Origin of the sequence: Agathobaculum sp. NTUH-O15-33, assembly GCF_033193315.1 — a bacterium.
In the GTDB taxonomy this organism is placed as follows: domain Bacteria; phylum Bacillota; class Clostridia; order Oscillospirales; family Butyricicoccaceae; genus Agathobaculum; species Agathobaculum faecihominis_A.
Genome location: NZ_CP136187.1, coordinates 880,436 through 906,275, shown reverse-complemented (window position 1 = coordinate 906,275; position 25,840 = coordinate 880,436). Strand labels below are relative to the sequence as shown.

General features: G+C 57.2%; 29 protein-coding genes. 7 read left to right on the top strand and 22 right to left on the bottom strand.

Annotated features, from left to right (window positions below):
* Position 1 precedes the first annotated feature (1 nt).
* From RWV98_RS04720 to RWV98_RS04675, 10 genes are all read right to left on the bottom strand, one after another.
* Entirely contained in the window at positions 2–541 is a 540-nt protein-coding gene (locus RWV98_RS04720; RefSeq protein ID WP_317864117.1) for a methylated-DNA--[protein]-cysteine S-methyltransferase, read from the bottom strand.
* A 45-nt stretch (positions 542–586) separates the two neighbouring features.
* Complete coding sequence (locus tag RWV98_RS04715; RefSeq protein WP_317864115.1) at positions 587–2,134, bottom strand: response regulator; 1,548 nt, start codon at positions 2,132–2,134, stop codon at positions 587–589.
* Between the two features lie 3 nt (positions 2,135–2,137).
* On the bottom strand, positions 2,138–3,580 hold the full coding sequence (locus tag RWV98_RS04710) for a sensor histidine kinase (protein ID WP_317864113.1): 1,443 nt from the start codon (positions 3,578–3,580) through the stop codon (positions 2,138–2,140).
* On the bottom strand, positions 3,580–4,515 hold the full coding sequence (locus RWV98_RS04705; RefSeq protein WP_317864111.1) for a substrate-binding domain-containing protein: 936 nt from the start codon (positions 4,513–4,515) through the stop codon (positions 3,580–3,582). Before RWV98_RS04705 ends, RWV98_RS04710 begins: the two co-directional genes overlap by 1 nt.
* Before the next feature lie 161 nt (positions 4,516–4,676).
* A complete protein-coding gene (locus tag RWV98_RS04700; RefSeq protein ID WP_317864109.1) occupies positions 4,677–5,435 on the bottom strand; it encodes a GNAT family N-acetyltransferase in 759 nt (252 codons plus the stop codon).
* Positions 5,432–6,496, bottom strand: coding sequence for an aminopeptidase P family protein (locus RWV98_RS04695; protein WP_317864107.1), 1,065 nt, complete (start codon positions 6,494–6,496; stop codon positions 5,432–5,434). The genes RWV98_RS04700 and RWV98_RS04695 overlap by 4 nt, the downstream gene beginning before the upstream one ends.
* Complete coding sequence (gene aroQ / locus RWV98_RS04690; protein WP_280963583.1) at positions 6,493–6,927, bottom strand: type II 3-dehydroquinate dehydratase; 435 nt, start codon at positions 6,925–6,927, stop codon at positions 6,493–6,495. The genes RWV98_RS04695 and aroQ overlap by 4 nt, the downstream gene beginning before the upstream one ends.
* 117 nt (positions 6,928–7,044) lie before the next feature.
* On the bottom strand, positions 7,045–7,920 hold the full coding sequence (locus RWV98_RS04685) for a TIM barrel protein (RefSeq protein WP_317864105.1): 876 nt from the start codon (positions 7,918–7,920) through the stop codon (positions 7,045–7,047).
* The gene (locus RWV98_RS04680; protein WP_317864103.1) at positions 7,913–8,239 is read right to left on the bottom strand and encodes a YqeG family HAD IIIA-type phosphatase; all 327 of its coding nucleotides are present in this window, start codon (positions 8,237–8,239) and stop codon (positions 7,913–7,915) included. The genes RWV98_RS04685 and RWV98_RS04680 overlap by 8 nt, the downstream gene beginning before the upstream one ends.
* A complete protein-coding gene (locus RWV98_RS04675) occupies positions 8,220–8,426 on the bottom strand; it encodes a hypothetical protein (protein ID WP_317864101.1) in 207 nt (68 codons plus the stop codon). The genes RWV98_RS04680 and RWV98_RS04675 overlap by 20 nt, the downstream gene beginning before the upstream one ends.
* A 161-nt stretch (positions 8,427–8,587) precedes the next feature.
* Between RWV98_RS04675 and RWV98_RS04670 the strand changes: the two genes are divergently transcribed.
* Positions 8,588–9,358, top strand: coding sequence for a hypothetical protein (locus tag RWV98_RS04670; protein WP_317864099.1), 771 nt, complete (start codon positions 8,588–8,590; stop codon positions 9,356–9,358).
* Here RWV98_RS04670 and ybaK read toward each other — a convergent pair.
* From ybaK to RWV98_RS04655, 3 genes are all read right to left on the bottom strand, one after another.
* Positions 9,345–9,824, bottom strand: coding sequence for a Cys-tRNA(Pro) deacylase (ybaK, locus tag RWV98_RS04665; protein WP_317864097.1), 480 nt, complete (start codon positions 9,822–9,824; stop codon positions 9,345–9,347). The genes RWV98_RS04670 and ybaK overlap by 14 nt on opposite strands.
* 157 nt (positions 9,825–9,981) lie before the next feature.
* Positions 9,982–10,266 (bottom strand): helix-turn-helix domain-containing protein, encoded by a 285-nt coding sequence (locus tag RWV98_RS04660; protein ID WP_317864095.1) that lies wholly within the window; start codon positions 10,264–10,266, stop codon positions 9,982–9,984.
* 368 nt (positions 10,267–10,634) lie between these two features.
* The gene (locus tag RWV98_RS04655; RefSeq protein WP_280963588.1) at positions 10,635–10,988 is read right to left on the bottom strand and encodes a helix-turn-helix domain-containing protein; all 354 of its coding nucleotides are present in this window, start codon (positions 10,986–10,988) and stop codon (positions 10,635–10,637) included.
* 161 nt (positions 10,989–11,149) lie between these two features.
* Between RWV98_RS04655 and RWV98_RS04650 the strand changes: the two genes are divergently transcribed.
* Both RWV98_RS04650 and RWV98_RS04645 read left to right on the top strand, forming a co-directional pair.
* On the top strand, positions 11,150–11,482 hold the full coding sequence (locus tag RWV98_RS04650; RefSeq protein WP_317864093.1) for a hypothetical protein: 333 nt from the start codon (positions 11,150–11,152) through the stop codon (positions 11,480–11,482).
* 1 nt (position 11,483) lies between these two features.
* Positions 11,484–11,726, top strand: coding sequence for an AbrB/MazE/SpoVT family DNA-binding domain-containing protein (locus RWV98_RS04645; protein ID WP_280963590.1), 243 nt, complete (start codon positions 11,484–11,486; stop codon positions 11,724–11,726).
* 1,481 nt (positions 11,727–13,207) lie between these two features.
* On the opposite strand, the gene RWV98_RS04640 is transcribed toward RWV98_RS04645, so the two are convergent.
* The 4 genes from RWV98_RS04640 to RWV98_RS04625 are packed head-to-tail and all read right to left on the bottom strand — an operon-like array spanning position 13,208 to position 18,800.
* Positions 13,208–15,055, bottom strand: coding sequence for an S-layer homology domain-containing protein (locus RWV98_RS04640; protein WP_317864091.1), 1,848 nt, complete (start codon positions 15,053–15,055; stop codon positions 13,208–13,210).
* Positions 15,056–15,069: 14 nt separating this feature from the next.
* Positions 15,070–16,248, bottom strand: a complete 1,179-nt coding sequence (locus RWV98_RS04635; protein WP_317864089.1) for an ABC transporter permease — start codon at positions 16,246–16,248, stop codon at positions 15,070–15,072.
* Positions 16,249–16,252: 4 nt separating this feature from the next.
* A complete protein-coding gene (locus tag RWV98_RS04630) occupies positions 16,253–16,975 on the bottom strand; it encodes an ABC transporter ATP-binding protein (RefSeq protein ID WP_317864087.1) in 723 nt (240 codons plus the stop codon).
* Positions 16,926–18,800, bottom strand: coding sequence for an efflux RND transporter periplasmic adaptor subunit (locus RWV98_RS04625; protein ID WP_317864085.1), 1,875 nt, complete (start codon positions 18,798–18,800; stop codon positions 16,926–16,928). The genes RWV98_RS04630 and RWV98_RS04625 overlap by 50 nt, the downstream gene beginning before the upstream one ends.
* Before the next feature lie 172 nt (positions 18,801–18,972).
* Between RWV98_RS04625 and RWV98_RS04620 the strand changes: the two genes are divergently transcribed.
* From RWV98_RS04620 to trxA, 3 genes are all read left to right on the top strand, one after another.
* On the top strand, positions 18,973–19,647 hold the full coding sequence (locus tag RWV98_RS04620) for a response regulator transcription factor (RefSeq protein WP_317864083.1): 675 nt from the start codon (positions 18,973–18,975) through the stop codon (positions 19,645–19,647).
* 61 nt (positions 19,648–19,708) lie between these two features.
* Positions 19,709–20,113, top strand: a complete 405-nt coding sequence (locus RWV98_RS04615) for a hypothetical protein (RefSeq protein ID WP_317864081.1) — start codon at positions 19,709–19,711, stop codon at positions 20,111–20,113.
* A gap of 350 nt (positions 20,114–20,463) precedes the next feature.
* On the top strand, positions 20,464–20,796 hold the full coding sequence (trxA, locus tag RWV98_RS04610; protein ID WP_317864079.1) for a thioredoxin: 333 nt from the start codon (positions 20,464–20,466) through the stop codon (positions 20,794–20,796).
* A gap of 511 nt (positions 20,797–21,307) precedes the next feature.
* Here trxA and RWV98_RS04605 read toward each other — a convergent pair.
* The 4 genes from RWV98_RS04605 to rplM all read right to left on the bottom strand — a co-directional run bounded on the left by RWV98_RS04605 (position 21,308) and on the right by rplM (position 24,322).
* Positions 21,308–22,576 carry a DNA recombination protein RmuC gene (locus RWV98_RS04605; RefSeq protein WP_280961288.1) on the bottom strand — a complete coding sequence of 423 codons (1,269 nt, stop codon included), beginning with the start codon at positions 22,574–22,576 and terminating at the stop codon, positions 21,308–21,310.
* 27 nt (positions 22,577–22,603) lie between these two features.
* On the bottom strand, positions 22,604–23,293 hold the full coding sequence (locus RWV98_RS04600) for a GTP pyrophosphokinase (RefSeq protein WP_280961287.1): 690 nt from the start codon (positions 23,291–23,293) through the stop codon (positions 22,604–22,606).
* A 176-nt stretch (positions 23,294–23,469) separates the two neighbouring features.
* On the bottom strand, positions 23,470–23,877 hold the full coding sequence (rpsI, locus tag RWV98_RS04595) for a 30S ribosomal protein S9 (protein ID WP_280961286.1): 408 nt from the start codon (positions 23,875–23,877) through the stop codon (positions 23,470–23,472).
* A gap of 16 nt (positions 23,878–23,893) precedes the next feature.
* Complete coding sequence (gene rplM / locus RWV98_RS04590; RefSeq protein WP_280961285.1) at positions 23,894–24,322, bottom strand: 50S ribosomal protein L13; 429 nt, start codon at positions 24,320–24,322, stop codon at positions 23,894–23,896.
* A gap of 266 nt (positions 24,323–24,588) precedes the next feature.
* Here rplM and RWV98_RS04585 point away from each other — a divergent pair, with 266 nt between their 5' ends.
* The gene (locus tag RWV98_RS04585; protein ID WP_317864076.1) at positions 24,589–25,329 is read left to right on the top strand and encodes a tRNA 2-thiocytidine biosynthesis TtcA family protein; all 741 of its coding nucleotides are present in this window, start codon (positions 24,589–24,591) and stop codon (positions 25,327–25,329) included.
* Between the two features lie 62 nt (positions 25,330–25,391).
* Here RWV98_RS04585 and RWV98_RS04580 read toward each other — a convergent pair whose 3' ends face one another.
* Positions 25,392–25,811 (bottom strand): pyridoxamine 5'-phosphate oxidase family protein, encoded by a 420-nt coding sequence (locus RWV98_RS04580; protein ID WP_280961283.1) that lies wholly within the window; start codon positions 25,809–25,811, stop codon positions 25,392–25,394.
* Between the last annotated feature and the right edge of the window lie 29 nt (positions 25,812–25,840).

Here is a 25,840-nt window from a genome sequence, read left to right as displayed (position 1 = left end):
CTCAAAGCGCGGTCCCTTTTGTCGGAATAAACAGGCGGGACATATCGACGCCCTCTAAGGCGAGTAGCTTCACTTTTTTATCCACACCCCCTGCATAACCGGTCAGGCTTCCGTTTGCGCCCACCACCCGGTGGCAAGGAATGATGATGGAAATGGGGTTATGTCCCACGGCGCCGCCCACCGCCTGACCGGACATGGTTTTCTTGCCCTTTTTGGCGGCCATCTTTTTGGCAATGTCGCCGTAGGTGACGACTTCTCCATACGGAATCTCGCACAGAATCATCCACACCTCCTGACGGAATTCGCCGCCGATGGGGTGCAGCGGCAGTTCAGAAATTTCAGGCTTTTGCCCGGCAAAATACCGGTCCAGCCAGTTTTTCGCGGCGCGGAACACGGGCAGGTCGTCCCGTTCCGTCATTGGTTCCGGAATGGCGCCGCCGAAATATTTTTGCCCTTCCATCCAAAGTCCCGTCAAATGCGCACCATCGCACGCAAGCGTGAGCATCCCGATCGGAGAAGGGTATCTGGTCGAAAAAAACATGTGGCAGCCTCCTTGCTCCCGTATGCCAAGCGGCATTTCTGTTTCTTATTGACACCCCGCGCGATATTCCCGCGGCGAAGCGCCCGTGTGCTTTTTGAAGATGTAGCTGAAATAATTGGGATCGTGATAGCCCACGTCGAACGCGATATCGCTCATTTTCGCGCCGCCCGCGCGCAGCATATCCTTGGCCGCGTCGATGCGCACGCGCGTCAGGTATTCGACAAAGGTTTCGCCGGTCTGCTGGGAAAACACCGTGGAAAAATGGTTGGGACTGAAGCCGACCGCCGCGGCCACCGTGTGCAGGCTGAGCCCTTCGTCGCCGTAGTGGGCGGTGATGTATTCCTTGGCGCACTGAATTTCCTCCGCGTACCGCACCTTGCCGCTGGCGGCGCGGCTGCCGATCAGCCGTTCGAGCGCTTCCTTGGCATAGCCGACCGTGCTTTCGCACGTTTCGGCGGCGCGCAAAACGGTTTGCGGATTTTGCTCCCAGCCCGCGTTTTCACTATCCAATCTGGCGGCGGTCACGAGCAGGTCCATCAGCAAATAATAGCGGTATAAAACGCTTTGCATATCGTTTTCCCGCACCGCGCCGAAGTACGCGTCCACCAGCGCCGGGATATCCTCCCGCCCGGCGTGGCGCAGCTTTTCGGCCAGCGGCACGTTGGCGGCAAAATCAAAGCCCCGCTCGGGCGCCTCGGTCAAATCCCCGTAACCGGCAATGCCCGCCAGCATATGCTTCATTTCAAACGCGGCCTGCCGCGCCTGCCGGTACGAACCCGGCAGGCCGCTCAGCCGGTCGGTCACGCCGCCGATGCCGATCTTGCAGTCGATCGCGGCGACCTGTTCCAGTTCGTGGCGCACGCCCTGCGCCACGGCATAGGCGCGGTCGCGCACGGCCTCGCTTTCCTCGCCCAGCACGAGCAGCACCAAGCGCTCGTTGCCCTCGAAGAACCAAACGACGTCGTCCGCTTCGTCGAACATATGGCCCAGCACCGCGCGGATCTGGCGGCGCACCTTGCCGTCCGTTCCGCACACGGCTTGCAGGACCACGTACTGCCGCGCGGTCAGCGGCAAATTCCATTCCCGCGCCCGGTCGATCGCGTGGGCCGGGGAAACGCCGCCGGTCAGCAGCTCGCTTAAAAAGTGCTCGCGCAGGATTTCGCGCTCCTGCTGCTGGCGCTCGGTGTGCTGGGCGGCGGCGCGCAGCGCCCTGCGCTCCTCCTCGATGCGGGACGCGGTCTGTTCCAGAATGGAAAGCAGCCTCTGCGAATCCACCGGCTTTAGGATATACGCGTCCACCCGCAGGGAGACCGCGCGCTGCGCGTATTCAAATTCATCGTGCCCGCTCAGAAAGATGATGCGCATCCACGGCATGGATTTGCGCACCAGCTCGGCCAGCTCAAGCCCGTCCATAAACGGCATGCGCACATCCGTGATCAGAATATCCGGTTTGATCTCCAGCAGCGCGGGAAGCGCCATCTCCCCATCCGGCGCTTCACCCGCAAAGTGAAATTGCCCCGCCGTTTTTTCCAGCGCGTTGCGGATGCCTGTGCGGATGATCTCCTCATCGTCCACTACAAAAACATGCAGCATCGTTCAGTCCCCCTCCCAGTTTTCCGGCGCGGTGGGCAGCAAGAATTCCACCCGCGTGCCTCGCATCTGCTCGCTGTCGATAAACAGGCCCTTGCCGCCGTACAGCCGCAGCCGCTCCGTGATATTGCGCAGGCCGTAGCTGCCGGATTCTTCCCCGCGCTGCAAACGGCCGCGCAGCGCGAAAAGCGCTTCCTCCGTCATGCCAATGCCGTTATCCTCCACCGCAAAGCGCATCCAGCCGTTCTCGCGCCTGCCGGTGATGCGGATCACCCCGCGCCCGCGCTTGTTTTTAACACCGTGGTAGATCGCGTTTTCCACCAGCGGCTGTAGCATCAGCTTGAGCATGCGGCAGCTTTGCAGCGCCGGGTCGATATCGATCTCATACCGCATGACGCTGCCGTAGCGCACGCTTTGAATCATCAAATAGCTGCGCACATGCTGCTCTTCCTTGGCGACGGAGATAAAATCCTGTCCGCCGCTGAGCGAGATGCGCAAAAAATCGGTAAAGGCCATGGTCATTTCCACAACCTCGCGGTTTCGCTCCTCCTCCGCCAGCCAAACGATGGTTTCCAGCGTGTTGTAGACGAAATGCGGGGTGATCTGCGCTTGCAGCGCGCGCAGTTCGGCTTTTTTCATGTTCTTTTCATGCTCGACCTGCTCCCCGATCAGACGGTTCAGCTGCTCGGCCATGCGGTTTAAATCGACGGCCAGCCGGTACAGCTCCGCGATTTCGGGCACGGGCGCGCGGGCGTTCAGGTCGCCCTGCGCGATGCGGGCGGCCATTTTTTCCATTTGCAAAATGGGCGCGCGGATGGAACGGTCCACCTGCTGATACGAGCGGACCGCCGCGCGCGCCACAAGGCCCAGCAGCAGAATGACCAGCGCCGCCATGGCGAGCGCGACCGTGCGAATGCGCCCGTTTAGCCTTGCCATTTCATCGATCGCTTCCGTGGTGTAGCGGCTTAGCATATCCGCGGTCAGGCCGGTCACGCTCACGATTTCGTGATAAAGATTTTCATTGCGGCTGACCGCGCTGCCCTGCGCGGTCTGTGCACCCAGCACCTCGATATAATGCTCGATCGTGTCGGCCGCGCGCCCCGCCGCGTTCAGGTATTGCCGCTGCTTGTCGGACGCGCCGCGCTGCATGGTCTGCAAAAGGCCGCGCAGCTGCTGTATCTGCGCGCCCTGACGGCCTTGCCCGAATTTTTGCCGGCCGGATACAATCTGCCATATTTCATCCGGCAATTCCTGCTGGGCCACCGTCTGCGCCTCCGCCGCGCGGGCGATATTTTCAATCACCGCGCCGTATTGGTGCACAAAGGCCAGAACGAACAGCAGCAGAACCGCCAGCGGCACGGTCAGGCTTGCGATGATGGTGGTATAGGAGTATTTCAAAATACCCCGAATGCTGTGGCCGCTATCCCGCTTTTCTTTTTTTACGCGCATCAGGCCGCCTCCTTTGGCAGGAGCTCGGCGCGCACCTCGTTCCAGAGCGGCGTTTCCGGGTGCTCAAGCAGTTTAAGCGCCGCGTGCGCGGTCTCGTGCGCGAGCGCCTGATTATCGCACACAGCCACCAAATTGATCTCGCCGCGCGCCAAACAGCCCAATACCTCTTCCCCGCCGCCGAAGGCGCAGATGCGGATATCCGTTCCGGGCCGCAGGCCGTGTTCCTTTAAGTAATCCACCGCGCCGAGCACCATCGCATCGTTCTGTGACACCACCAGACCGATATGCGGGTATTCCTGCTCAAAGGTCTCCATCAGCTCATAGCCGCGCGAACGGAGAAAATCCCCGCAGAGGCTGTATTTCAGCTCCTGCCCGCTCTGCTCCATGCCTTCGCGGAAGCCGCGCGACATTTCCTGCGCGCCGGAGGAATTGAGCGTGCCGTACAGTTCGGCCACTGTATCGTTTTTTTCGCTCAGCAGGCGCTTTGCCGCCTGTTTGGCCAGCGCGCGATAGGGAAAGCCGACATAGCTGACCTGCGCGCGCGCATCGCCTTGGGTAACGGTCTTATCCACTGTGATGACCGGAATGTTCGCTTCCGCGGCCTCGCGCAGCACATTGTCCCACCCGCTCTGCACCACGGGTGAAAACACGATTACATCCACCCGGTACACGACCAGCGCCCGGATCGCGTCGATCTGCGATTGCTGCGTCCGCATGGCCTGCATGACCATGCGGTCAAAGCCGTGCGCCTCGGCCTGTTCGCCTAGAAGGCGGAACTGCTCGTCCTTCCAATCGTCCTCCGACGCGGTATACACAATGCCCATCACCGGCGTTTTCACCGGCGCCGTCTGCGGCCGAAGCAAGCACGCCGCCAGCAGCGCGGCGGTGAATGCCAGCAGGCACACGCAGCCCGCCAACCGCTTTTGCATCCTCATCGATACCCCACCCCGTTTTTCTTACTGATACTATCTTGCCATGCCGCCGCCATAAATGCAAGCACGGTTCGGCTGGAACCCTATTGCGGCGCGCCGGTTTGGATACGAAAAGCGGCCCCGGCGTTACGAGACTAACGCAGGGGCCGCACTGTCGCCGAAAATCAAACAGGAAGGTCTATTTCAAACGCGGGGTAGGCCCCGGCGGGCTCGTAGCCCAGCGTATCGGCCAGATGCGCGGAAATTTCGTTTGCCGCGTCCCACGAGGGGTGCAGGCCGCGCGCAAGCTGGTCCAGCATCAAAGCGGCGGCGCACGCCCGCGCAAGGCCCCGGCGGCGGCGATCCGGGCGGCAGTCCACCTCGATCTCGATACCGCCCGACCAATCCGTATAGCTGGACGCGCCGCAGACCAGCGCCTCCCCTTCGGTGGCGGCAAAGCCGCGCCCGTGCGCGGCATAATCCGCATAGGTAGGATACTGCGAGACCAGATCAAAGCTCCATTGCTCCGCCCGGGCCGCGTGGTATAGCTTTTCATCCACCGGGCAAAGCGCAAAGCCCTGCGGCAGCGCCGTCATGCGGCGGAGCTTGTCCCGGTCAAAGGTATCGCGCTTTTGAAACGCATAGCGGGTAATGCGCTTCGCTCCCGGACGGGCGCGCTCGATCGCGCGCGCCCAGCCCGCGTTTTGCGGCACCAGAACCGCAGAGGGCGAAGCCCCCGGCGGATCAAACGCGGCGAGCTCGGCGTCCGGCGCGCCCGCGAAGCAGTAGAAATCAGCCACGCAGATCATAGCGGAGCGCGCGGCGCCCCCCTCGGGCGCGAACGCCCGCCCCATGCGGCCCTCCAAGTAGGACCAGAGCATGGTTTCCCGCCAGTTGCGAACCAGCGGGGCGACCGTTCCCGGGGCTTTTATCTCAATAATCATAAAATCATCAATCCCTTTGGCGCTTCGGTCAGGTTGATACAGCCGTCCTCGATCACGTAGAGCATATCCTCGATGCGCACGCCGAATTTACCGGGCAGATAAATGCCGGGCTCCGCCGTGACGATAGCGCCCGCGGGGAGCGGATCGACGGCGGAGGAGGAAGCGTTCGGCCCTTCGTGTATTTCCAGACCAACGCCGTGGCCAAAGCTATGGCCAAAGGCTTCGCCGTAGCCCGCTTCCTCAATCACGCGGCGGGCCGCCGCGTCCACCTCGCGGCCGGGCACGCCCGCCTTGGCGCACGCGATGCCCGCAAGCTGCGCGGAAAGCACGGTATCGTACACGGTTTGCATTTCCTCGGTCACGGAGCCAAGGGCGACCGTGCGCGTCATATCCGAGCAATAGCCGTTTACGATGCAGCCGAAATCCATGGTGATAAAATCGCCGTTTTCCAGCGTCTTTTCCGTCGGCACGCCGTGCGGCTTGGAGCTGTTCCTACCCGAAACCACGATGGGATCGAACGACATGTTTTCCGCCCCGTAGTGCAGCATCAGATAGGTCAGGCGCGCGGCGATCTCCTTTTCGGATACGCCGACGCGGATATCGTTCAGCACCTCTTCCAGCGCCTGCTCGGCAATGCGCTGGGCGGCGACGATATTGCCCACCTCTTCATCGTCCTTGGTTTGGCGCAGGGCTTCGAGCCGCGCGCCCAGACGCACGCCCTCCGCGTGCAGCGCGCGTTTCCAGCGGGTGTAAGCGTCGTGCGTCAGCGTGCGGTCTTCTAGGGCGATCTTTTTTACATCGTCCTCGTCGATCAGGTCGTTGATGACCGCGCTGTAGGTCAGGCCGCCGCCGATTTCGCGCACCTCAAAATCCGAAATAGCGGCCTTTGCCGCTTCGACATAGCGAAAATCCGTATAAAACACCGCGCGGCAGCGGGAAACATAGGCCACGCCCGCCGTGGAGGGAAAGCCGGTGGCGTAGCGGCGGGCGACCTCGCCCGTGAGCAGCATCGCATCGAACGGTGCGCCGCGCAAAAGCGCCTGTAATTCTTCTTTTCTCATCCCAAGATCGCCTTTACCGCGTCGATGGCGAGCAGATAGCTGTGCTTGCCGAAGCCCGCGATCACACCCGCGCAGACGGGCGCGAGCACCGACTGATGGCGGAACTCCTCGCGCGCGTGCACGTTGGAAAGATGCACCTCCACGCAGGGCAGGCGCACCGCCGCGATCGCGTCGCGTATGGCATAGCTGTAATGCGTATACGCGCCCGCGTTGATGATGATGGCCGCGCATTCCTCGCGCGCGGCGTGGATGCGGTCGATTAGCGCGCCCTCCGAATTGGACTGGAACACCGTGCACTGCATGCCCAAGCGCTCGCACTTCGCCACCGCTTCGGCGTTGATGGCGGCCAGCGTTTCCGTACCGTACACGCCCGGTTCACGCATGCCGGTCAGGTTCAAATTCGGGCCGTGCAGTAATAGTATTTTTTTCATATCTGAAAAACCCCTTCTTTTTAATTTGGAATTAGGAATTAGTAGTTAGGAATTAAGGAATCGCGCAAAGCGCGATCATTTGATTTATCGGCCTAAGGCCGATTCCACAATTACTAATTACTCATTACTAACTACTAACTGTTCCATGAAGCAAAGCTTCATGGAACAAGCGTCCTCGGCTTGGGTGCCGGCGGATTCACAGATGAAGGTCGGCGCGTAGCCGCGGCGCGCGGTCTCGCGGGCAACGTGTATAAAATCCGGGCCAAAGCCGGGATCGTTTTCAAAAGTCAGATGGCGAATTTCGCCCTTGTCGTTATATTCGATGTGGGAAAAATGCGCGTGGAAACGGCGCGTGCGGTCTAGGCCGATGGTGCGCTCCATCAGATCGAACAGGGCTTTTACCGCGTCCGCGCTGTTCATTTGCCCGCCGGTGCGCGCGTTCAAATGCCCGAAATCGATGCAGGGCAGCAGACGATCGTCCGCCGCGACGAGCTCGCACACCTCTTCCGCCGAGCCGATCACGCTTTTTTTGCCCATGGTTTCCAGACACGCCGTGATATGGCCCAGCCCCGCCGCGTCGAGCGCTTCCAAAATAGCGCGCACATTTTTGTGCGAATTGCGCATGGCGCGGTCGCGCGTCAGCTTGCCCTGTCCGCCGCAGTGCACGACGATGCGGGACGCGCCCAAATGATGCGCCGCCCGCGCGGCGTCCAGCACGTACTGGATGTTTTTCTCCATGCGCTCGCGTTCCTCAGAGGAAAGATTGATAAAATACGGCGCGTGCACGCTCATGGCAATCCCGTTTTCCCGCGCGGCCGCGCCGATCTTGGCGGCGGTCTCCGGGCCGACGTGCACGCCCCGGCCGCACTGGTATTCATAGGCGGTCAGGCCCATTTTAGCAAGCCACGCGGGCGCGTCGCGGCTTTCCTTAAAGCCCGCCTTGGCAAACGATTCCGAATTGCCCGCGGGGCCGAACTTTGGCGTGTCACTCATGGCCGCCCCTCGCTTTCATGCGCTTTTGTCCGCGTGAGATAAAGCCCCGCTCGAACTGGTAGCGAAAATTGACCCAAAAATAGCGGCGGTCCAGCGTTTGCACGTAGCAGGTGGTAGCGCCCGCGCGGTTGCCGCCGAACACATCGGTAAAAATCTGGTCGCCGACGATGGCGAGCTGGCGGGGTTCCAGCCCAAGCTGTGCGGCCGCGCGTTTAAAGCCGCGCTGCAAGGGCTTGCCCGCGCGGCTGATAAACGGAATATCCAGCGCGCGGCAAAACGGCGCGACGCGCCGGTCGCGGTTATTGGAAAAAACCAGCACCGGGTAGCCAGCATCGGTCAGCGTGCGAAAAAAAAGGCGCGAGCGCTTCGGGCGGCAAAGCCGCCTTATGCGAAGCGATGGTGCCGTCCAGATCGAACAGCACGCCGCGCACACCGCTGGCAGCGAGCAGCGCCGGTGTGATCTCATAGATCGAATCAAAAACATAATCGGGAATCAAAAGGCTCATTCGGTGTCTCCTGCGTTCTCAATAATCGAAATGCATCATATATCTTGTATTGTAAGGGATTTTAAAAATAAAGTCCAGTGGTTTCAGCGCACCCCCTGAAGCGAAAGGGGCGGCAAATCATACACCCGAATAATATGGATGTCAACGGAGGGAAACGGATCATGAATTTCACCGACAATATGGTACTGGTTTGCACCGGACGGGATACGGCGCGCGCGGCGGGAAGCGGCCTGAAGGTGCTTCACCTTTGCCTTGGCGTAACCGAAAACGGCGCGCTGCGCCGCACGCAACTGCCCACGGCCAAGGCGCGCAGCTACCTTGGCCTGTGCGACCTACCGCGCCAGCTGCAAACGGTAAACGCCCCGCGCATCGCGGCCGACCTGACCTACGAGGCCAAACGCACGGAAGCGCTTGGCGTATTCGCGGACTTTGAACGCGACGTTCCGGTATGCCGCGAGCTGCTCGCCGCGATCGACAAGGCGCTTTTTGAAGCGGACATACCTTTTTACGTGCCCATTGCCAGCAGACAGGCTGTGCAGCACGCCACGCTGACGGTGGATACCGCTATTTCAGGCGGCAGCCTGACCGAGCGGGTCTCCTCCTTGCAGGGCATGTACGGCGCAAAGCGCATCGCGGCTTTTTTGCACCCGGTATCCAGCGATTTTGTGCTGCCCTCCGAAACGCCGGACGGCACCGTGCTATCGCCGGAAGAACGGCAGGCGCTGCTGAACCGCACCGGCTCGCAAACCTTTTTTTCGCGCGAGCTGTGCGCCAAATATTTTACATACACGGATGAAAACAGCCGCGCGCATTTCGTCTTATTCGACGACGATACGACCATGCAGGCCAAGCTGGCCCAATTATCCGGCTGCGGGGTGCGCACGGTGTTCGCGCTCTACCCGGACGCCGAACGGCTGCTTAATCTGCCGTAACGGGCGCGAAGTCCGCGCGGACAAGGGCGGCCAGCGCCTGCGGCGCGCACTCCACCTGATAGCCTATTTTTCCAGCCGATACCATTATAGTCTCCTGCGCCGCGGCGGAAGCGTCGAAAACGGTAGAAAACGCTTTTTTCATGCCCACCGGCGAGCAGCCGCCGCGCACATAACCGGTAAGCGGCAGCAGCTCCTTCACGTGGATTAATTCCACCGCCTTTTCGCCCGCCGCTTTGGCCGCTTTCTTCAAATCGAGTTCCTTGTCCACCGGCACGGCGAACACATGATAACCGCCCGATTTGCCGCGCGCGACGAGCGTTTTGAACACGCGCGCCGGGTCCTGCCCCAGCATCCGCGCGACCGTTTCCCCATCCACCGCGTCCTTGCCATAGGGATATTCATGCGCAGTATACGGTATCTTATGCTGCTCCAATATCCGCATCACATTCGTTTTGACCAAAGGCATCGTGCCGCTCCCCTTTTTCATACAAATCCGTTCCCCATTATAGGCCGTTTGAACGAAAAATGCAAGAATAGGGAAAGAAAAAACGCCGAATTTCTCCTTATTATATCGTTACAGCTTTTATGCCTTTTCTAACAACAAAAGAAGACGATTCAATATGTCATGAGACATCTGAATCGTCTTCTTTTGCTTTTGGCCGTTGGTATTCTAGTAAGTCTTGAATTTCACAATCGAGAACAAAGCACACTTTTGAAAAGAAATCTAAATCTACCATTTCAATATTAGCTGCTTTATAGTAGCGATCAATTACTTCGTATTTGATACCGGTAAGCGTTCGCAAGCGATTTCTTGTAATGCCTTTAGCTTCCAGCATTTCTGCCAGCTTTACTTTGATATTACCGTATTCTTGTGTTTTATAACTAATTATACTTTTAAAATCGTCCACGCGCTCACCTCCTATTGGTGTTATTGTATCAACGGACTACCTTCTTGACATTCCCCATATTATAGGGTATCCTTTTATCAGGGTAACTATTTATTCTCAAGCAAGCGCGGAAACAATATTTAGGGTAGGAGTTATAACTCATGAATGCTATTAGCATTGCGCGGAAAAACAAGTAAACGGGCCTGTTGCAAAATAAAAAACGCCCTTAAACCTTGTCATTCTGAGGAGCAAAGCGACGAAGAATCTCGCGCGAACGCGCGATTTCCACGCATATCCGCGCGTTCGCGCGAGATTCTTCACTTCGTTCAGAATGACAATCAAGTATTTTTCCATTTTGCGACAGGCCCTAGGATATCTTATATCTTAAATTACTCAGACATGCTATCTTGCTGTTCCAATAGTGTGTCTATCATGCGGCTTACCGCGACAAGCGTTGCTGATGAGCACCGAGACAGTTTCCCCGCAATTTCGGTATTGATTATCGCTTCCGGTCGTGCAAACGGCGTATCCAGCAGGAAATAATCAAGGCTTATCTCCAAAGCATAGGAAAGACGCAGGAGCAATGTCAACGACACTTTATTCTGTGCTGTCTCCACATGACTTAAATGGTTATTGGAGCAACCGATCATTTCCCCAAGTTCACTTTGTGTAAGTCCCTGTTTAATACGCAGCTTTCTAATTCTTGCGCCTATCTTTTTAAAATCCACTTCATGCGGAACCATAAAGCTCACCACCTTTAATAAACTTATTTTACCGGAATATAGTTTAATTGAAAACAATCCACATGGGCAAATCGCCTATGTGGTTATAATATATTATATTTAAATAGGCAATTTGCCTATTTGTAAACATTCGTTTTTGTTGCCGTAAAGGAGTAACTCAAATGTCAGAACAAGCTCAGCTTACAACGATTGAAGTAACGCTTTTAAACCAAACATACCGTTGCTTGCAAAAAGATGTAGAATCCTTAGAATTATCCATCGGTGAAGTTATTGATAGAATGGTATTAAGTTTTCAATGCAGCAATCCTAACTCGGCAGCATTACTTGCATGCGAACAATTAATATGCATGACAAGTCAACTAACCGACGAACAAATTATTGAATCCATGATTTCAACAGTCATTATATTAATGCAATTATTAGCCGAGAACAATATGAGTCAAGCTGATTTGAAGAAAGTAGTTGAAGATAAAATATTAAAAGAGGGGTTATAACATGAAATCTACTGGCGTTGTACGTAAACTAGACGTATTGGGCCGTCTTGTTATTCCCATGAAGCTACGACGAACCCTAGATATTCAGATAAATAGTTTACTTGAGATTTTCGTAGACGGCGATCTAATTATACTGAAAAAGTACGAACCCGGTTGTGTATTTTGTGGCAATGCTAGTAATGTAATTTTATTTGATGGCAAATACATATGTAAGCACTGCAAGGAGGAACTTGCAACTTTGTAAGCCGATACTGCGGCGGGGTGGGGCACCCGCCTTTCACAACGGCGAGCTTTCCACCCTTGCGTAGGGCCGCGTGACCCCACGCGGCCGCCCGCGGCTACTGCCGCGTATTTCATTGTGAGCGGAGCGAACCACCAGTCGCATTTTATCGTAAGCAAAACAAAAACCGCCCCTATGGACGGCTTGACAAACACGCTCGGCGCGAGGTATACTAGAGGTATAAAAAGGGCGCAGCCGATTGACGGTTACTCCCAAAATCTATGTCAAAAGAAATGACCGTTTACTTTTGGAAGGGTAGGGCGGTCATTTTCTTTTGCTTATCTGAATGATCAGACCGGCAAATGCTATGAGCACAAGCAGAAGCTGGAACAGCTCTGCGTAAGTAACCATAAGCACCACCTCCCCTCTAATGGGATGAGGTGGGAATAACCGCCAACCGCTGGGCACGGCTGCGCCTAAACAAAGTATAGCAGATGCCGACAAATTACGCAAGCAAGCGGCAAACACCGCCCCTATGGACGGCTTGACAAACACGCTCGGCGCGAGGTATACTAGAGGTATAAAAAGGGCGCAGCCGATTGACGGTTACTCCCAAAATTTACGTCAAAAGAAATGACCGCATCATTTGGTAGTGAGGGCGGTCATTTTCTTTTGCTTATCTGAATGATCAGACCGGCAAATGCTATGAGCACAAGCAGAAGCTGAAACAGCTCTGCATAAGTAACCATAAGCACCACCTCCCCTCTAATGGGATGAGGTGGAATAACCGCCAACCGCTGGGCACGGCTGCGCCTAATCTGAGTATAGCAGATGCCGACAAATTACGCAAGCAAGCGGCAAACACCGCCCCTATGGACGGCTTGACAAACACGCTCGGCGCGGGTATACTAGAGATACAAAAGGGGCGCAGCCGGTTGACGGTTACCCCCGTTAGACTTTAGTCAAAAGAAATGACCGCATCACTGGGGAGTGGGGGCGGTCATTTTCTTTTGCTTATCTGAATGATCAGACCAGCAAATGCTATGAGCACAAGCAGAAGCTGGAACAGCTCTGCATAAGTAACCATAAGCACCACCTCCCCTCTAATGGGATGAGGTGGGAATAACCGCCAACCGCTGGGCACGGCTGCGCCTAATCTGAGTATAGCAGATGCCGACAAATTACGCAAGCAAGCGGCAAACACCGCCCCTATGGACGGCTTGACAAACCCGCTTGGCGTGGGTATACTATAGATACAAAAGGGGCACTGTCAGGCAGACGGTTAGCCCTCAATAACTAGTCTTAGTGACCGCTATCTTTGTGAGGGATGGGCGGTCACTTTGCATATCTTGCGTAGGGCCGCGTGACCCCACGCGGCCGCCCGCGGCTACCGCCGCGCATTTCATTGTGAGCGAAGCGAACCACCGTCGACGGCGGGGTGAGGTCACACCGCCCTACATTTAGACGAGTTCCCGCGGCTGCCGCCTGTGAGCGAAGCGAACCGCCTACGTTTTGGGGCGCGCGACGACGATGCGGATGCGGCCGCCGTCCACGGTTTCTTTATCATAATAAGCGGTCATGCCGTAGCTGTCTAAATTATTGCGCAGCTCGGTCAGCGAAAACAGGCTGTACACACTGTTCTGGTACAAATAAACCGCGCAATCATCCGCGAACAGATGGCTTTCCCCATCCTTTTCCACGCCGAGCAGCGTAATGGAATCCGGGTCCTTGATGCGTTCGAGCGAGCGCACCGACGTGAGCGTGCCGTTTTCGATCGTCAGCCGCGCGGGGCCGCTGACCGCGCCAAGGGTGGAGCCGTTGGTGGACAGCTTTTTTTCCTCGCCCGCGACCAAATAGGTATAGCTGCCCGAAAGATTCATGCTGGCGGATTGCTCGCGGGCGCTCGTGATAATGCCGTAGCTGTACAGATCGCCCGTGAAATCATTGAGAATCAAATCGGTAATCTCGCCCGCTTCGTTCTCGCGGTAGCCGCGCACATCGCTCGATTCGAGCGTGGCCCCGTTCAGGCGGGACACGTAAACGCGAACGCCCATTTCATCACGCACATCCAGTATGCGCGCGTCCTGCGCGAAGGTCTTGCTGCCGATATTACGGCCCGATACCTTGCCCGTCACCTTGGAAGAGGTCAGGATAGAAACATCGGTTCCGGACGAGCCGAAACCGATGGACACGAAGTCGCCTTCTGTGATGGAGGTCTTATCGCAGGGCACCGTATAGTTTACGCCGTCGGTCGCCAGCACGGTGACCGTGCGCGCCGAATACGGGTTGCCCGCCGCGGTCTGGTAGGTGGCCGAGCCGACCGCCGTAACCACCCCGGCGAGCGAAGAAGCGTAATCCTCCGCCGACAGCGCGGCCACGACCTCGCCGTCCCGCCCCAGCAGCAGGGTAACGATATCGCCTATATTCAGTTCGCCCAGCGTGGACAGGGACAGCGTCGCTTCCCCGGTGCCGAGCGTATAGCTGTTGCCCGCCACCGTGACCGAGGTGGGCGAGGCCGCCGAGGGGGACGCCGCCTGATAGGTGCCGGTGACCGCGTTGGCATAGGCCCAAATGGACGAGCCGGTATAATACACCACATCGTACTTTTTGATCGCATCGGCGGAGGAGGCGTAGCCGTTGCGGTAAACGGTCCGGCCCGCCGACGACACGATGGAATCCAGCGAGCTTTCAACGACAAAGGGGCCTTCCATCGATTCGCTGAGCACGCTTAAATAGTCCACGCTGCCGTCCGCGCCGATGGTGTAGCCCAGCGTTTCGCCATAGGGCTTACCTTCCTTGGTATCCGCCGAAAGCAGGTTGTAAAACAGGTACATCATATTGCGCCGCGTCATGCTCGCGCCCTGCGAGGCGGTGACGCGCTTATCCAGCCCCAGCGACTTGTAAAGCGCCAGCTGGCCATAGGGATAGGAGCCCGCGAAATCCTCCGTCGTATAGCCGAGCAGCTTGAGGCAGCCGGTCGCGGCTTCTTCCAGCGTTACGGTATTCGTCGGGCGGTAGGTGCCGTCCAGATAGCCGGTCAGCCACCCCTGCTGCACGGCGGTTTTGACATAGCCCGCCGCCCAGTTCGTAAAGGGCACATCCTTAAACGGCGACGAGTTGGAAGCCGAGCTGACCTTATCCTTATAGACGGAAGCGCTCACCAGCATTTTGGCGAACTCCGCGCGGGTGACGTTGCTGTCAAGCTTCATATCGCCGCTTTGGTCGCCGGTCATGATGCCGATGGAAACGATCACCTGCTGCACCACATCGTCCGACGCATCCGCCGCCAAGGCGAGCGGCTGCGCCGTTATCAGCGCCGCCGCGATAAGCAGCAGTGCGGTAAACTTCTTCATTTCATGTTCCTCCCTTAGTCATAGCGCAGCGCGTCGATCGGGTTGAGCTTCGCCGCCTTGTTCGCCGGCATGAAGCCGAAAAACACGCCGATGAACACGGAAACGCCAAAGCTGAGCAGCACCGCGCTGACGCTCGGCTCCGCGCTGATGCCAATCACCTTGCCCAGAACCACCGCGACGACCGAGCCAAATACAATGCCGATCACGCCGCCGAGCGCCGAGGTGGTGCCCGCTTCGATGACGAACTGCCGCATAATATCCCGTTTTTTCGCGCCGAGCGATTTTCGGATGCCGATCTCGCGCGTGCGCTCGGTGACGGATACCAGCATGATGTTCATAATGCCGATGCCGCCGACCAGCAGCGAAATGCCCGCGATGCCGACCAGCACCATGGTCATCATGCCGGTCATTTCCTCCATCGAGTCGACCATTTCCTGCATATCCGAAATATTGTAATAATCCTCGTTCTGGAACACCTCATAAAGGACGTTGTCGATCAAATTGGTCGCCTGCGTGTTCATGGAAGAATCCCAAGTCGCAAAGGTGAAGCTTGAAATCGCGCCGAAGGAAAGTTTGGAGGCGGTGGTATAGGGCAGGTACACGCAGTCGTCCGCCGAGCCGGAGGTCGAATCGTCCTGCTCTTCCAGCACGCCGACGATGGTGCATGGGTTGCCGTTTACCTTGATCGTTTCGCCCAGCGCCTTGCCGCCAAACACATTGTTCGCGATATAGGCGCCGACGACCGCGACCTTGCCGCGCGCCGTCAGGTCGGTATAGCTGATAAAGCGCCCGTCCGACAGCGTAAGCTTGCTGATTTCGGCATACTGCTCGGATACGCCGGTGACCGTGGTAGAATCGAACGAATCCGAATCGGTCGAGGTCTTGACCGAACCACGAAGCGACACCGTCGGGCTCATGCCCATGAAAACGTCGGTGTTTTCCTCGTACAGCGCATACAGATCGTCGGCGTCGACCGTGCGGGACGAGCCGCGCCCGGTCACGCTGACGGTCAGCGTATTGGTGCCCATATCCTCGAACATCGAGGTGACCTCGCCGGTCATGCCCTGCATGAGCGAGACCAGAATAATGACCGAGCTCACGCCGATGATGATGCCGAGCATCGTCAAAAAGGCGCGCATTTTACTGCCGGCCAAGCTTTTGACCGCCAGCTTAAAGGCCTGTGTAAATCCCATGCCGTCAGTCCCCCCTTGGAAAGGCCTCGCGGGCGGGGCCGTCGAAAATGATCTTACCGTCCGCCACGCGCACGACGCGCTTGGCCTCCTGCGCGATGCCGTTGTCGTGCGTGATGAGGACGATGGTGTTGCCCTCGCGGTTGAGCTTTTGCAGGAAATCCAGCACTTCGCGGCTGGTGTGCGAATCGAGCGCGCCGGTCGGTTCGTCGGCCAGAATGACGGAAGGGTCGCCCGCCAGCGCCCGGGCGATGGATACGCGCTGCTGCTGGCCGCCCGAAAGCTGGCTGGGCAGGTTCTTTTCCTTGCCCGCAAGGCCCACGCGCTCAATCTGCCGAAGCGCCCGCTCGGCGCGTTCATCCGCCGGCAGACCGGCGTAAAGGAGCGACAGCTCGACGTTTTCCAGCACGTTCAGCTTGGGAATCAGGTTGTATTGCTGAAAAATGAAGCCCAGCGTTTTGTTCCGCAGTTCGGCCTGCTCGTCGTCGGTAAATTCGGAAACGTCCTCGCCTTTTAGAAAGTACTGCCCCTCGGTCGGCACGTCCAAGCAGCCGATGATGTTCATCAGCGTACTCTTGCCCGAACCCGACTGGCCGACGATGGCAACGAACTCGCCCTCGTAAATGGTCATGGAAACGCCGTCGGACGCGCGGACCTCGGTATCGCCCATCTGGTAGATCTTATAAATGTCGCGCAGCTCGATCAGCGGCGTTTTGTTTTGCTGCGTCATCACGGCATACCGCCTCCGCCGCCGGGCATGCCACCGCCGCCACCGGAGGGGGGCCGCCCTGTCCGCCGCCCATGCCGCCGGGCATACCGCCGCCCATGTCGCCCGCAGGCATCATGCCCATTTCACCGCCGGAGTTTTGGCGCTGTATCTGCGGCACGTAGACGATATCCGTTTCCGACAAGCCGGAAATGATCTCGATGTTGCTGTCGTCCGAAAGGCCGGTCTCCACGGTGACGGCCGTCCAGCCGTCCGGCAGCAGGCTGCCGCCGACCATAATCTGTTCGGTGTTCTTCGCGCCCGCTTGTTTGACGTAAACGGTATCGCCGCGCTGCACGGCCGCGATCGGCACGGAGAGCGCGTCCGCCGCTTCATCAACGACAATGGTCGCGTCCACATTCATGCCGGGCAGCAGGCCGTCGGGCGGGGCGGTAATCTTGACGGTGACCGGATAGGTGGTCACGCCGTTCGAGGTCGTGCCCGCTACCGAGACCTTGGTCACCTCGCCCGTGAACTCGCCCGCATCGGTCAGCGAATCGCAGGTGATATTGACCTGCTGGCCTACCTCGACCTGATTGACGTCCAGCTCGTCGAGCGAAATGTCGAAGGTCAGATAGGACAGGTCGTAAATCACGGCCAGCGTCGTTTGTCCGTTGGTCGCGTCCAGCGTGTCGCCCGCCTTGATGGTCTTGGTGATCACGGTGCCGTCGATGGGGGCGGTGATCGTGTAATCATCCAGCATGTCGACGGATTTTTGATAGGAAAGCTGCGCCTGCTCCAAGGAAAGCTTGCTATTGGTGACCGAGTTCTGGGCAGAGGTGGACGAGATCGTGGCGACCGTCTGGTTTTTGCTCACCGACGAGCCTTCGCGCACGTTCAGGCTTGCAATCTTGCCCGACGCGGACGCGGTGATGGTCGATTCGGAAAGGTAAGTAAAGTTCGCGCCCTGATTGCAGGCCGTGCCGTTCACCGTCGCCGTCGCCGCGGAGGTGGTGGACAGGCCGCCGGGGTTGGACACTTGAATCGTAACGTTTTTGACGATCTGATAGCCGTCCAACACGCTTTCGGCCGCGTCGATCGATGTTACCGTGCCGGAAAGCGTTTCAAAGGAGCCGTCCATGGTCACGGTGGCCGCCGCGCCGACGCCGAAGCTGTCCGCGTCGCTGGAATTGAAGGGTACGGTCAGCTCCATCACCGAGGAATCGCGCAAATCGGCGATTACGGTACCGTTCGACACCTGATCGCCCACGCTGACGTGCAGCTCGGTGATCACGCCCGCGTCGTCCGCTTTCACGTTCAGGTCGTCCAGCGTTTCCAGCGTCTGGTTATAGCTGTTCTGGCTCTGTTGGAGCGACAGCTTGGACTGATCGATCGAGTTTTGCGCGTCGGTCTTGTCGATTTCGTACAGTACGTCGCCCTTTTTCACCTCGTCCCCTTCTTCAAAGGAAGCGGAAAGCACCTCGCCCTTGACGGCGGCAGTCACGCTATACTGGTTCGCGGGCGCAATCGTGCCTGTCGAGGACAAGGTAAGCCGGATATCCTGCCGGGACACCTCGCTTTCCGTATAGGTCTGCTCCACCGCGCCCGCTTTGACGGAAAGCATGTGCCGCACGCCGAAAAATCCGGCGGCCAATACGACCGCCGCGACCGGAATGATTACTTTTTTATTCAGGCGGCGCTTTTTTCCTGTTTTCTTGCCCTTTTTGCCGATTCGGTGTGCGCCGCCCGCCTCCGCAACGGGTACCAACGCTTCCGCCGCCGGCATAGCCTCTGGCAGGGCCAGATCCGTTCCCTTGCGTTTCCGTTTGTTACTCCATGGAAGTTTCAAATTTCTTCCCTCCTGCACGCTTCTTTCGTTCTGTTGCAATATCGTACGGGATAAAGCTTGAACAAACCTTAAGCATTTTAAGCTTTCACCAATTCTTCCCGGTCCGTACACAGAATTTCCACACGGGGACCGTATCGTTAAAGCAGCACGAAATACCGAAAGGAGAAACGCCATGCGTGCCCTGCTTATTGAACCGCGCGACGCGGCGGCTGAGTCCATTCTTGCCGCCCTGCGCCGTGAACATTTTACCGCCGACCGGAAGCAGTTTCCTAACGAGGCGGCGGAAGCCGCGCTTTCCGGTGTATACGACGTTATCATCATGACCTTTATGAAGACCCAGCCAGAAGGCCATACCCTGCTGCGCCGCCTGCGCGAGGATGGCTGCGAAACGCCGGTGCTGCTGCTCGCCGCGCACGCCGCGCCGCGCGACCGCATCCGCGCGCTGGACGCGGGCGCGGACGACGTGCTCTCCTCCCCGTTCGTCATGGGCGAGCTGACCGCCCGGGTGCGCGCGCTGGCCCGGCGCGGCACCTACCTGCAGCCCCGCTTGCTGGAAGTGGATGGGTTGACGCTCGACCGCAGCCGCTGCGTGGTCAGCTACGGCACGGAAACGCAGCGGCTTTCCGTCAAGGAATTGCAGCTGCTCGAACTGTTTCTCATCAATCCGCACCAGATTCTGCCGCGCGATCTTTTGATGCAAAAGGTTTGGGGGTACGACTGCGAGCCCTCGTATAACACGCTGGAAGTATACCTATCCTTTGTGCGCAAAAAGCTGCGCGCGGTCGGCGCTACGGTGTTTATCCGCGCGGCGCGCGGCGTGGGCTACTATCTTACGCCCGCCGTGTAACGGCCTTTCCTTTCCCCGCGTTTTGTGATATACTGGATGAAACAAAATGAGGTGATGGATTTTGGCAAACAACACCGGCGGCAAGCCGTCGATCTGGAGCAAGCTGCGGTTCTCTAACTGGCCCAAGGGCGTGCGCGTGACGCTTTGCGCATTTTTGATCGTGGTTATCGTGGCGCTTCTCTTCCCTTCGCCCCAAATCACGGAGGTATCCGCCGAGACCGAGGCGATCACCTTGCAGGCAGGGCAGACGACCGAGGTCGCCTTTACCTATGTGGACCCCAAGGCAAAGACCGATAAGCTTGTTTGGGGCAGCGAACAGCCCGACGTCGCGGTCATTACGATGGACCGCTTCACGCAGGGCCGCGTGATCTGCACCGTGGAGGCGCTCGCCCCCGGCGAAGCCACCGTGCATCTCGGCACCGGGCTGGACCTAAAAGCCACCGTGCAGGTAACGGTGACCGAATAAAAAAGGGGCTGTAAAAAAACTGTTGCAAAATAGAAGAGTACCCAAATGTCATTCTGAACGAAGTGAAGAATCTCGCGTGAACGCGCGTTCCCAGCGTAAATTCCGCGCGTTCGCGCGAGATTCTTCGTCGCTTCGCTCCTCAGAATGACAGAATTGGTAGCATTTTTCGCTTTGCAACAGTTTTCTATTCATTTGTGAGAACTTATTTTACAGCCCCTTTTTTGCGGCTCTGTCTTTAAATTTCTAAAAACCTCTTGACAACCTCAACTGTAACTGTTATATTTACAGTATGATAAATGAAACCGAATTGGTTACAGTAAGAGTAACCGCTTTTGAAAGGAGTTTCTAACATGGCAATTTTTAATGTAAACATGGATAATTTTGATTCCGAGGTGCTGAACACCGCCACGCCCGTTGTAATCGATTTTTGGGCGCCGTGGTGCGGGTACTGCCGCGGCATCGCGCCGACCGTAGACCAGATCGCGGACGCTTACGAGGGCAAGATCCGCGTCGGCAAGCTGAACATCGACGATAGCATGCCCTTGGCCGAGCGTTATCAGATCAGCACCATCCCGACGCTGTTGTTTTTCCGCGACGGCGCAGTCGGCCAGCCGCTGGTCAATCCCCCTTCCCGCGGCGCGATCGAAGAATGGCTCGGCGCAAACGGCGTCACGCTGGACTAATCCCATCTATTAATGTTTGTCATCCATTGCTTTGCTCAGGATGACAAACATTTTTTTTGCTTTTTACGATGGCGGCGTCGAATAAAAATAATTCAACCTGATTCAGGTTAAATTACGAGGTTTTATAGAAGGTTGATGTATACTTTCATTGAGGTGATGAAATTGCATACACGACCATGCGAAATTCTCTCAAACAAGCAATGGTCTCTAGCCGTGTCAAAAGAAAACAGAGAACGAGTGGGGGCATGAGAAATGGAAAGCACGCAGCCATTCATTTGCCAAACCTGCAAGCATTACAGGCAGCACTATGTCCAGCTCACGCCAAAAAATTACCATAAAACAAGAAGCGGGCATTGCGTATACCCGCGCCGAAAGCTACGATATGGTGAAACGGCCGCCTGTCCCCACTATCGTCCGCTTGCCCCAGAGGATGAGTCCAAATCCTAGCCTACATACCGAAGCGCGCCCGGATGGAACCCACAAGGTTTCATCCGGGCGCGCTTTGGTATGTTTATGATTCGGTCGTTTCCTCTTCGGCTTCGTCCAGCCCCAGCACGGCGCCGCTGAGCGTTTCCTCCAGCTGGGTAACGCTTTTCAGGCGGCGCTGGATGGCGCGTGTGCGCGTGCCGATCAGCTTGTCCAGCTCGCGGCTGGCCTGATCCAGACGGTTTTGCGTTTGCGACAAAGCGGCTTCAAACTTGTCAAATTCTGTTTTGACCGCGCCGAGCACCTCCCAAACCTCGCCGGAGCGCTTTTGGATGGCAATGGTGCGGAAAGACATTTGCAGGCTGTTCAGCAGCGCGGCCATCGTGCTCGGCCCGGCGATGTTGACGTGAAAATCGCGCTGCAATACCTCCACCATGCCGCGGTTCACCACCTCGGCATAAAGGCCCTCGAACGGCAGGAACAAAATGCCGAAATCGGTCGTATAGGGCGGCTCTAAGTACTTGTCGTGGATATCCTTCGCCTCGCTGCGCAGCGTGGCGATCAGCTGCTTTAAGCATGCCTCCACCTGCTCGCGCGAGCCTTCCTCGTAAGCGTCGCGCAGCGCGCCGTAGGTGTCGCCGGGGAACTTGGAATCGATCGGTAAATAGATATAATCGCCGTTTTCGACCGGCAGCTTAACCGCGTATTCCACCACATTGCGGCTGCCCGGCCGGGTGGCGACGTTGGTTTCGTACTGCTCCGGCGCTAAAATATCCTCTAAGATCGCGCCAAGCTGTATTTCGCCGACGATACCGCGGGTCTTGACATTGGTAAGAACCTTTTTCAAATCGCCCACGCCCTGCGCCAGCGTTTGCATTTCGCCAAGGCCCTTGTAGACCTGTTCCAGCCGCTCATTGACCAGCTTAAACGATTCGTTCATGCGTTCATTGAGCGTCTTTTGCAGCTTTTCATCGACGATCTGCCGCATATCATCCAGCTTTTTGTTGTTATCCGTCTGCATGGCGTGCAGGTTTTTATCGACTGTCGCGCGGATGTTTTCCAGACTTTGCGCGGTCTCGGCTGTAAAGCCGTGCAGGCGTTTTTCAAACTGGCCAAGCTGGTCGTTCATCTGGCCTTGCATCGCGCCGAGCTTGGCGGACAGGCTTTTGTCCATCGCGCCGAGTTGATCGTTTTGCGCCTCGCGGCCCTGCCGCAGGTTGTCGGTCACCAGACTGCCGAGCGCGGAAATCGAGCCGCTCGAGCTATCGCCGCGCTGCGGGCGCGCGAGCAGCACAAGGACGAGCACGATTAGTACCAGCACGGCCGCCAGCGTGATCAGGGGGATATATTGCATGGGGATATTCCTTTCTGTGGAGCATTTCTATTTTTCGGGTTTCTTTTTGGGGCTTAGGGCGTTTAGTTCGTTGGCGATGGCCTGCATTTCCGAATCCGTGGCCGCAATGACCTCGGCGCACGCTTTCAGATCCTCCGCGATATGCGGCGGCACCTCCATATCGGCTTTGTAGCGCAGCTGGTGTTCCAAGCTGGCCCAAAAATCCATGGCAATCGTGCGCAGCTGCAATTCGACCCGCACCGGCCGCGTGCTTTCGGATAGGAAAATGGGCACCTCCAAGATCATATGCAGGCTGCGGTAGCCGTTGGGCTTGGGATGCTTGATATAGTCCTTCTGCTCAATCAGTTCCAGATCGTCCTGCCGTACCAGCATGTCGGCCACAGTGTAAATATCATCGATAAACGGACAGACCACGCGGATGCCGCCGATATCGTTTAAATTCTCCATCATCGATTGCAGCGAGATCGGGAACCCGCGCCGCTTGAGCTTTCGGATGATGCTGCGCGGCGATTTGATGCGGGTTTTGATCGACTCGATCGGCCCGGCCTTTCCGGTCAGCCGGGATTCGTCGTTTAAAATATCCAGCTTGGTCTTGATCTCGCGGATCCCCGCTTCGTACAGCATCATCATTTGCTGAAGCTGGAAGGCGTACTCCACCAGCTTTTCGGTGTCCAGCTCGCCAAATTCCTCGATAGCAAGCAGATCGTTCGGCTCCATTTGCGCACCTCCGCGTTCCCGCCCATGGGCGTGAAATTTCCTTTTCTATTATAATACGCTTTCGCGGTTTTGACAAACCGGAAAAGACATATTCTCAGTCCGTTCGCCCCGCGTTATGCCGCCTATGCAAACAAAACAATACCGCCAAACGATTGTTTGGCGGTATTTGTAACAATTTAGCGCTTGGAGAACTGCGGAGCGCGACGGGCTGCCTTCAAACCGTACTTCTTACGTTCCTTCATGCGGGGGTCGCGGGTCAGGAAACCAGCGGCCTTGAGCGCGGGACGGTACTGCTCGGAATCAGCCTGCAGCAGAGCGCGGGCCACGCCGTGGCGGATCGCGCCGGCCTGACCGGTGAAGCCGCCGCCGGTTACGGTGCACTCGATATCGAACTTGCCGATCGTGCCGGTGGTCTCCATCGGCTGACGGACGACCATCTTCAGCGTATCAAGGCCGAAGTAGTTGTCGATCGTGCGGTTGTTGATCTTGATTTCGCCGGTTCCGCCGGGGAACAGACGAACGCGGGCAACGGAGGACTTTCTTCTGCCGGTGCCATAGAAGTATGCTTTCTTCGGTGTATACATCAGTTAGTTCCTCCCCTTACTTTTCCCAAGCTTCAGGCTTCTGCGCCTGATGATTGTGGTTCTCGCCCGCGTAGATTTTCAGACGGGTGGCGGACTGGCGGCCGATCGAGTTCTTCGGCAGCATGCCCTTAACCGCGAGCTGCATCGCCATTTCCGGCTTTTCGGCCATCATGGTCTTGTACTGTACTTCCTTCAGGCCGCCTACCCAGCCGGTGTGGTGGCGGTAGTACTTCTGCTCCAGCTTCTTGCCGGTGAGAACGGCCTTGTCCGCGTTGACGATAATGACGAAATCGCCGCCGTCAACATGGGGGGTGAACTCCGGCTTGTGCTTGCCGCGCAGCAGCATGGCGGCGGTAGCGGCGGTGCGGCCGAGCGGCTTGCCCGCGGCGTCCAGCACGTACCACTTACGCTCGACAGTTTCTGCCTTAGCCATAAATGTAGACATGTTTTCTTCCTCCATTTTATATAATCAAATCATTTGATAACTTTTTTACCTGCTTCAAACGAGCATATCTATTAAAACACATCCCGCACGCGAAGTCAACGGCAATTTTCAAAATTTATTGCAAATCCATTCTATACTCTTTTTTTCTCTTTCACACTCCTTCATTCTCTTGTTTTCTATCTTTTCAATTTAAAATTTGCGATTGCGTGCGGTCCTGTTTTCTGCTATATATAATAGGTATTCTACGAGAAAACGGGGAAAAACCGATGCAGAAAATGCTTTCCTATGTCCGCCGCGCGGTGGACCACTACCATATGATCGAAGAGGGCGACCGCATCGCGGTGGGCGTTTCGGGCGGCAAGGATTCGCTCGCGCTGCTCGTATCGCTTGCGAAGCTGCGCGCCTTTTATCCGAAAAAGTTCGAGGTCGTTGCCATCACGCTGAAAATGGGCTATGAGGAAATGGACTTTGGCCCGGTACAAAAGTTGTGCGACGAGCTTGCCGTGCCCTATATCCAAGTGCCCACACAGATCAAGCAGGTGATCTTCGATATCCGGCGCGAGGAAAACCCTTGCGCGTTATGCGCCAAGATGCGGCGCGGCGCGCTGCACGAAGCCGCGCTCGCGGCAGGCTGCAAAAAGGTGGCGCTCGGCCACCATTTTGACGATGTGGTGGAAACCTATATGCTTTCGTTATTTTATGAAGGGCGTATTTCCTGCTTTCAGCCGGTCACCTTTCTCGACCGGTGCGGGATCACGTTGATCCGCCCGCTTTTGTATACGCCGGAACACTTTTTGCGCTCGTTCGCCAAGCGCTTCGATCTGCCGATCGTGCACAATCCCTGCCCGGCGGACGGCAACACCAAGCGGCAGGAGATCAAGGAGCTGCTGCAAACGCTCGAAAAGCAGATGCCCGGCCTGCGCGAGCGCATTTTCGGCGCCATGCAGCGTTACCCCCTCAAGGGCTGGGCGCCCGACCGCGCGAGAGAACCGAAGAAAGACTCCTAAAAAAAGAGGCTGCGACGATTTGCGTTTCGTCGTAGCCTTTTTTTCGCCGTTTCAGCGATTCCCTATATCACAAAATCCTCGGACTTGAAGTTGGCGTAATAGCGGCCCTCGGTCACCGTGACGCGCAGAACGCAGTAATCCGGGTCGGTCACGCCGCCGGCGTAATACTGGGTATCGCCCTCGCGCCAGATCATGCGCTTGGCTTCGTCGATGGTCAGCACCTCCGCCGTGCCGGTGAGCTGTACGCCGCGGTAAAACCGCTTGTCGCAAAAGTAAAGACAGGCCTTGGGGTTTTGCTCAAACTGCTTTGCCCGCCGCGAGGACAGGTTGGTGGTGAAATAGAACACACGGATCCCCTCCCGTTTGCGGGGCGGCAGCATTGCCTTAATGTTTGGAAAGCCGTTTTCATCCACCGAGCCGAGCATGGCGACCGATTGCTTGTCGATCAGGTTGCCGATGGTCTTTTCCGGGTCACGCATCATGGTATTTTCCCTTCCTTCCGCTGCTTGTT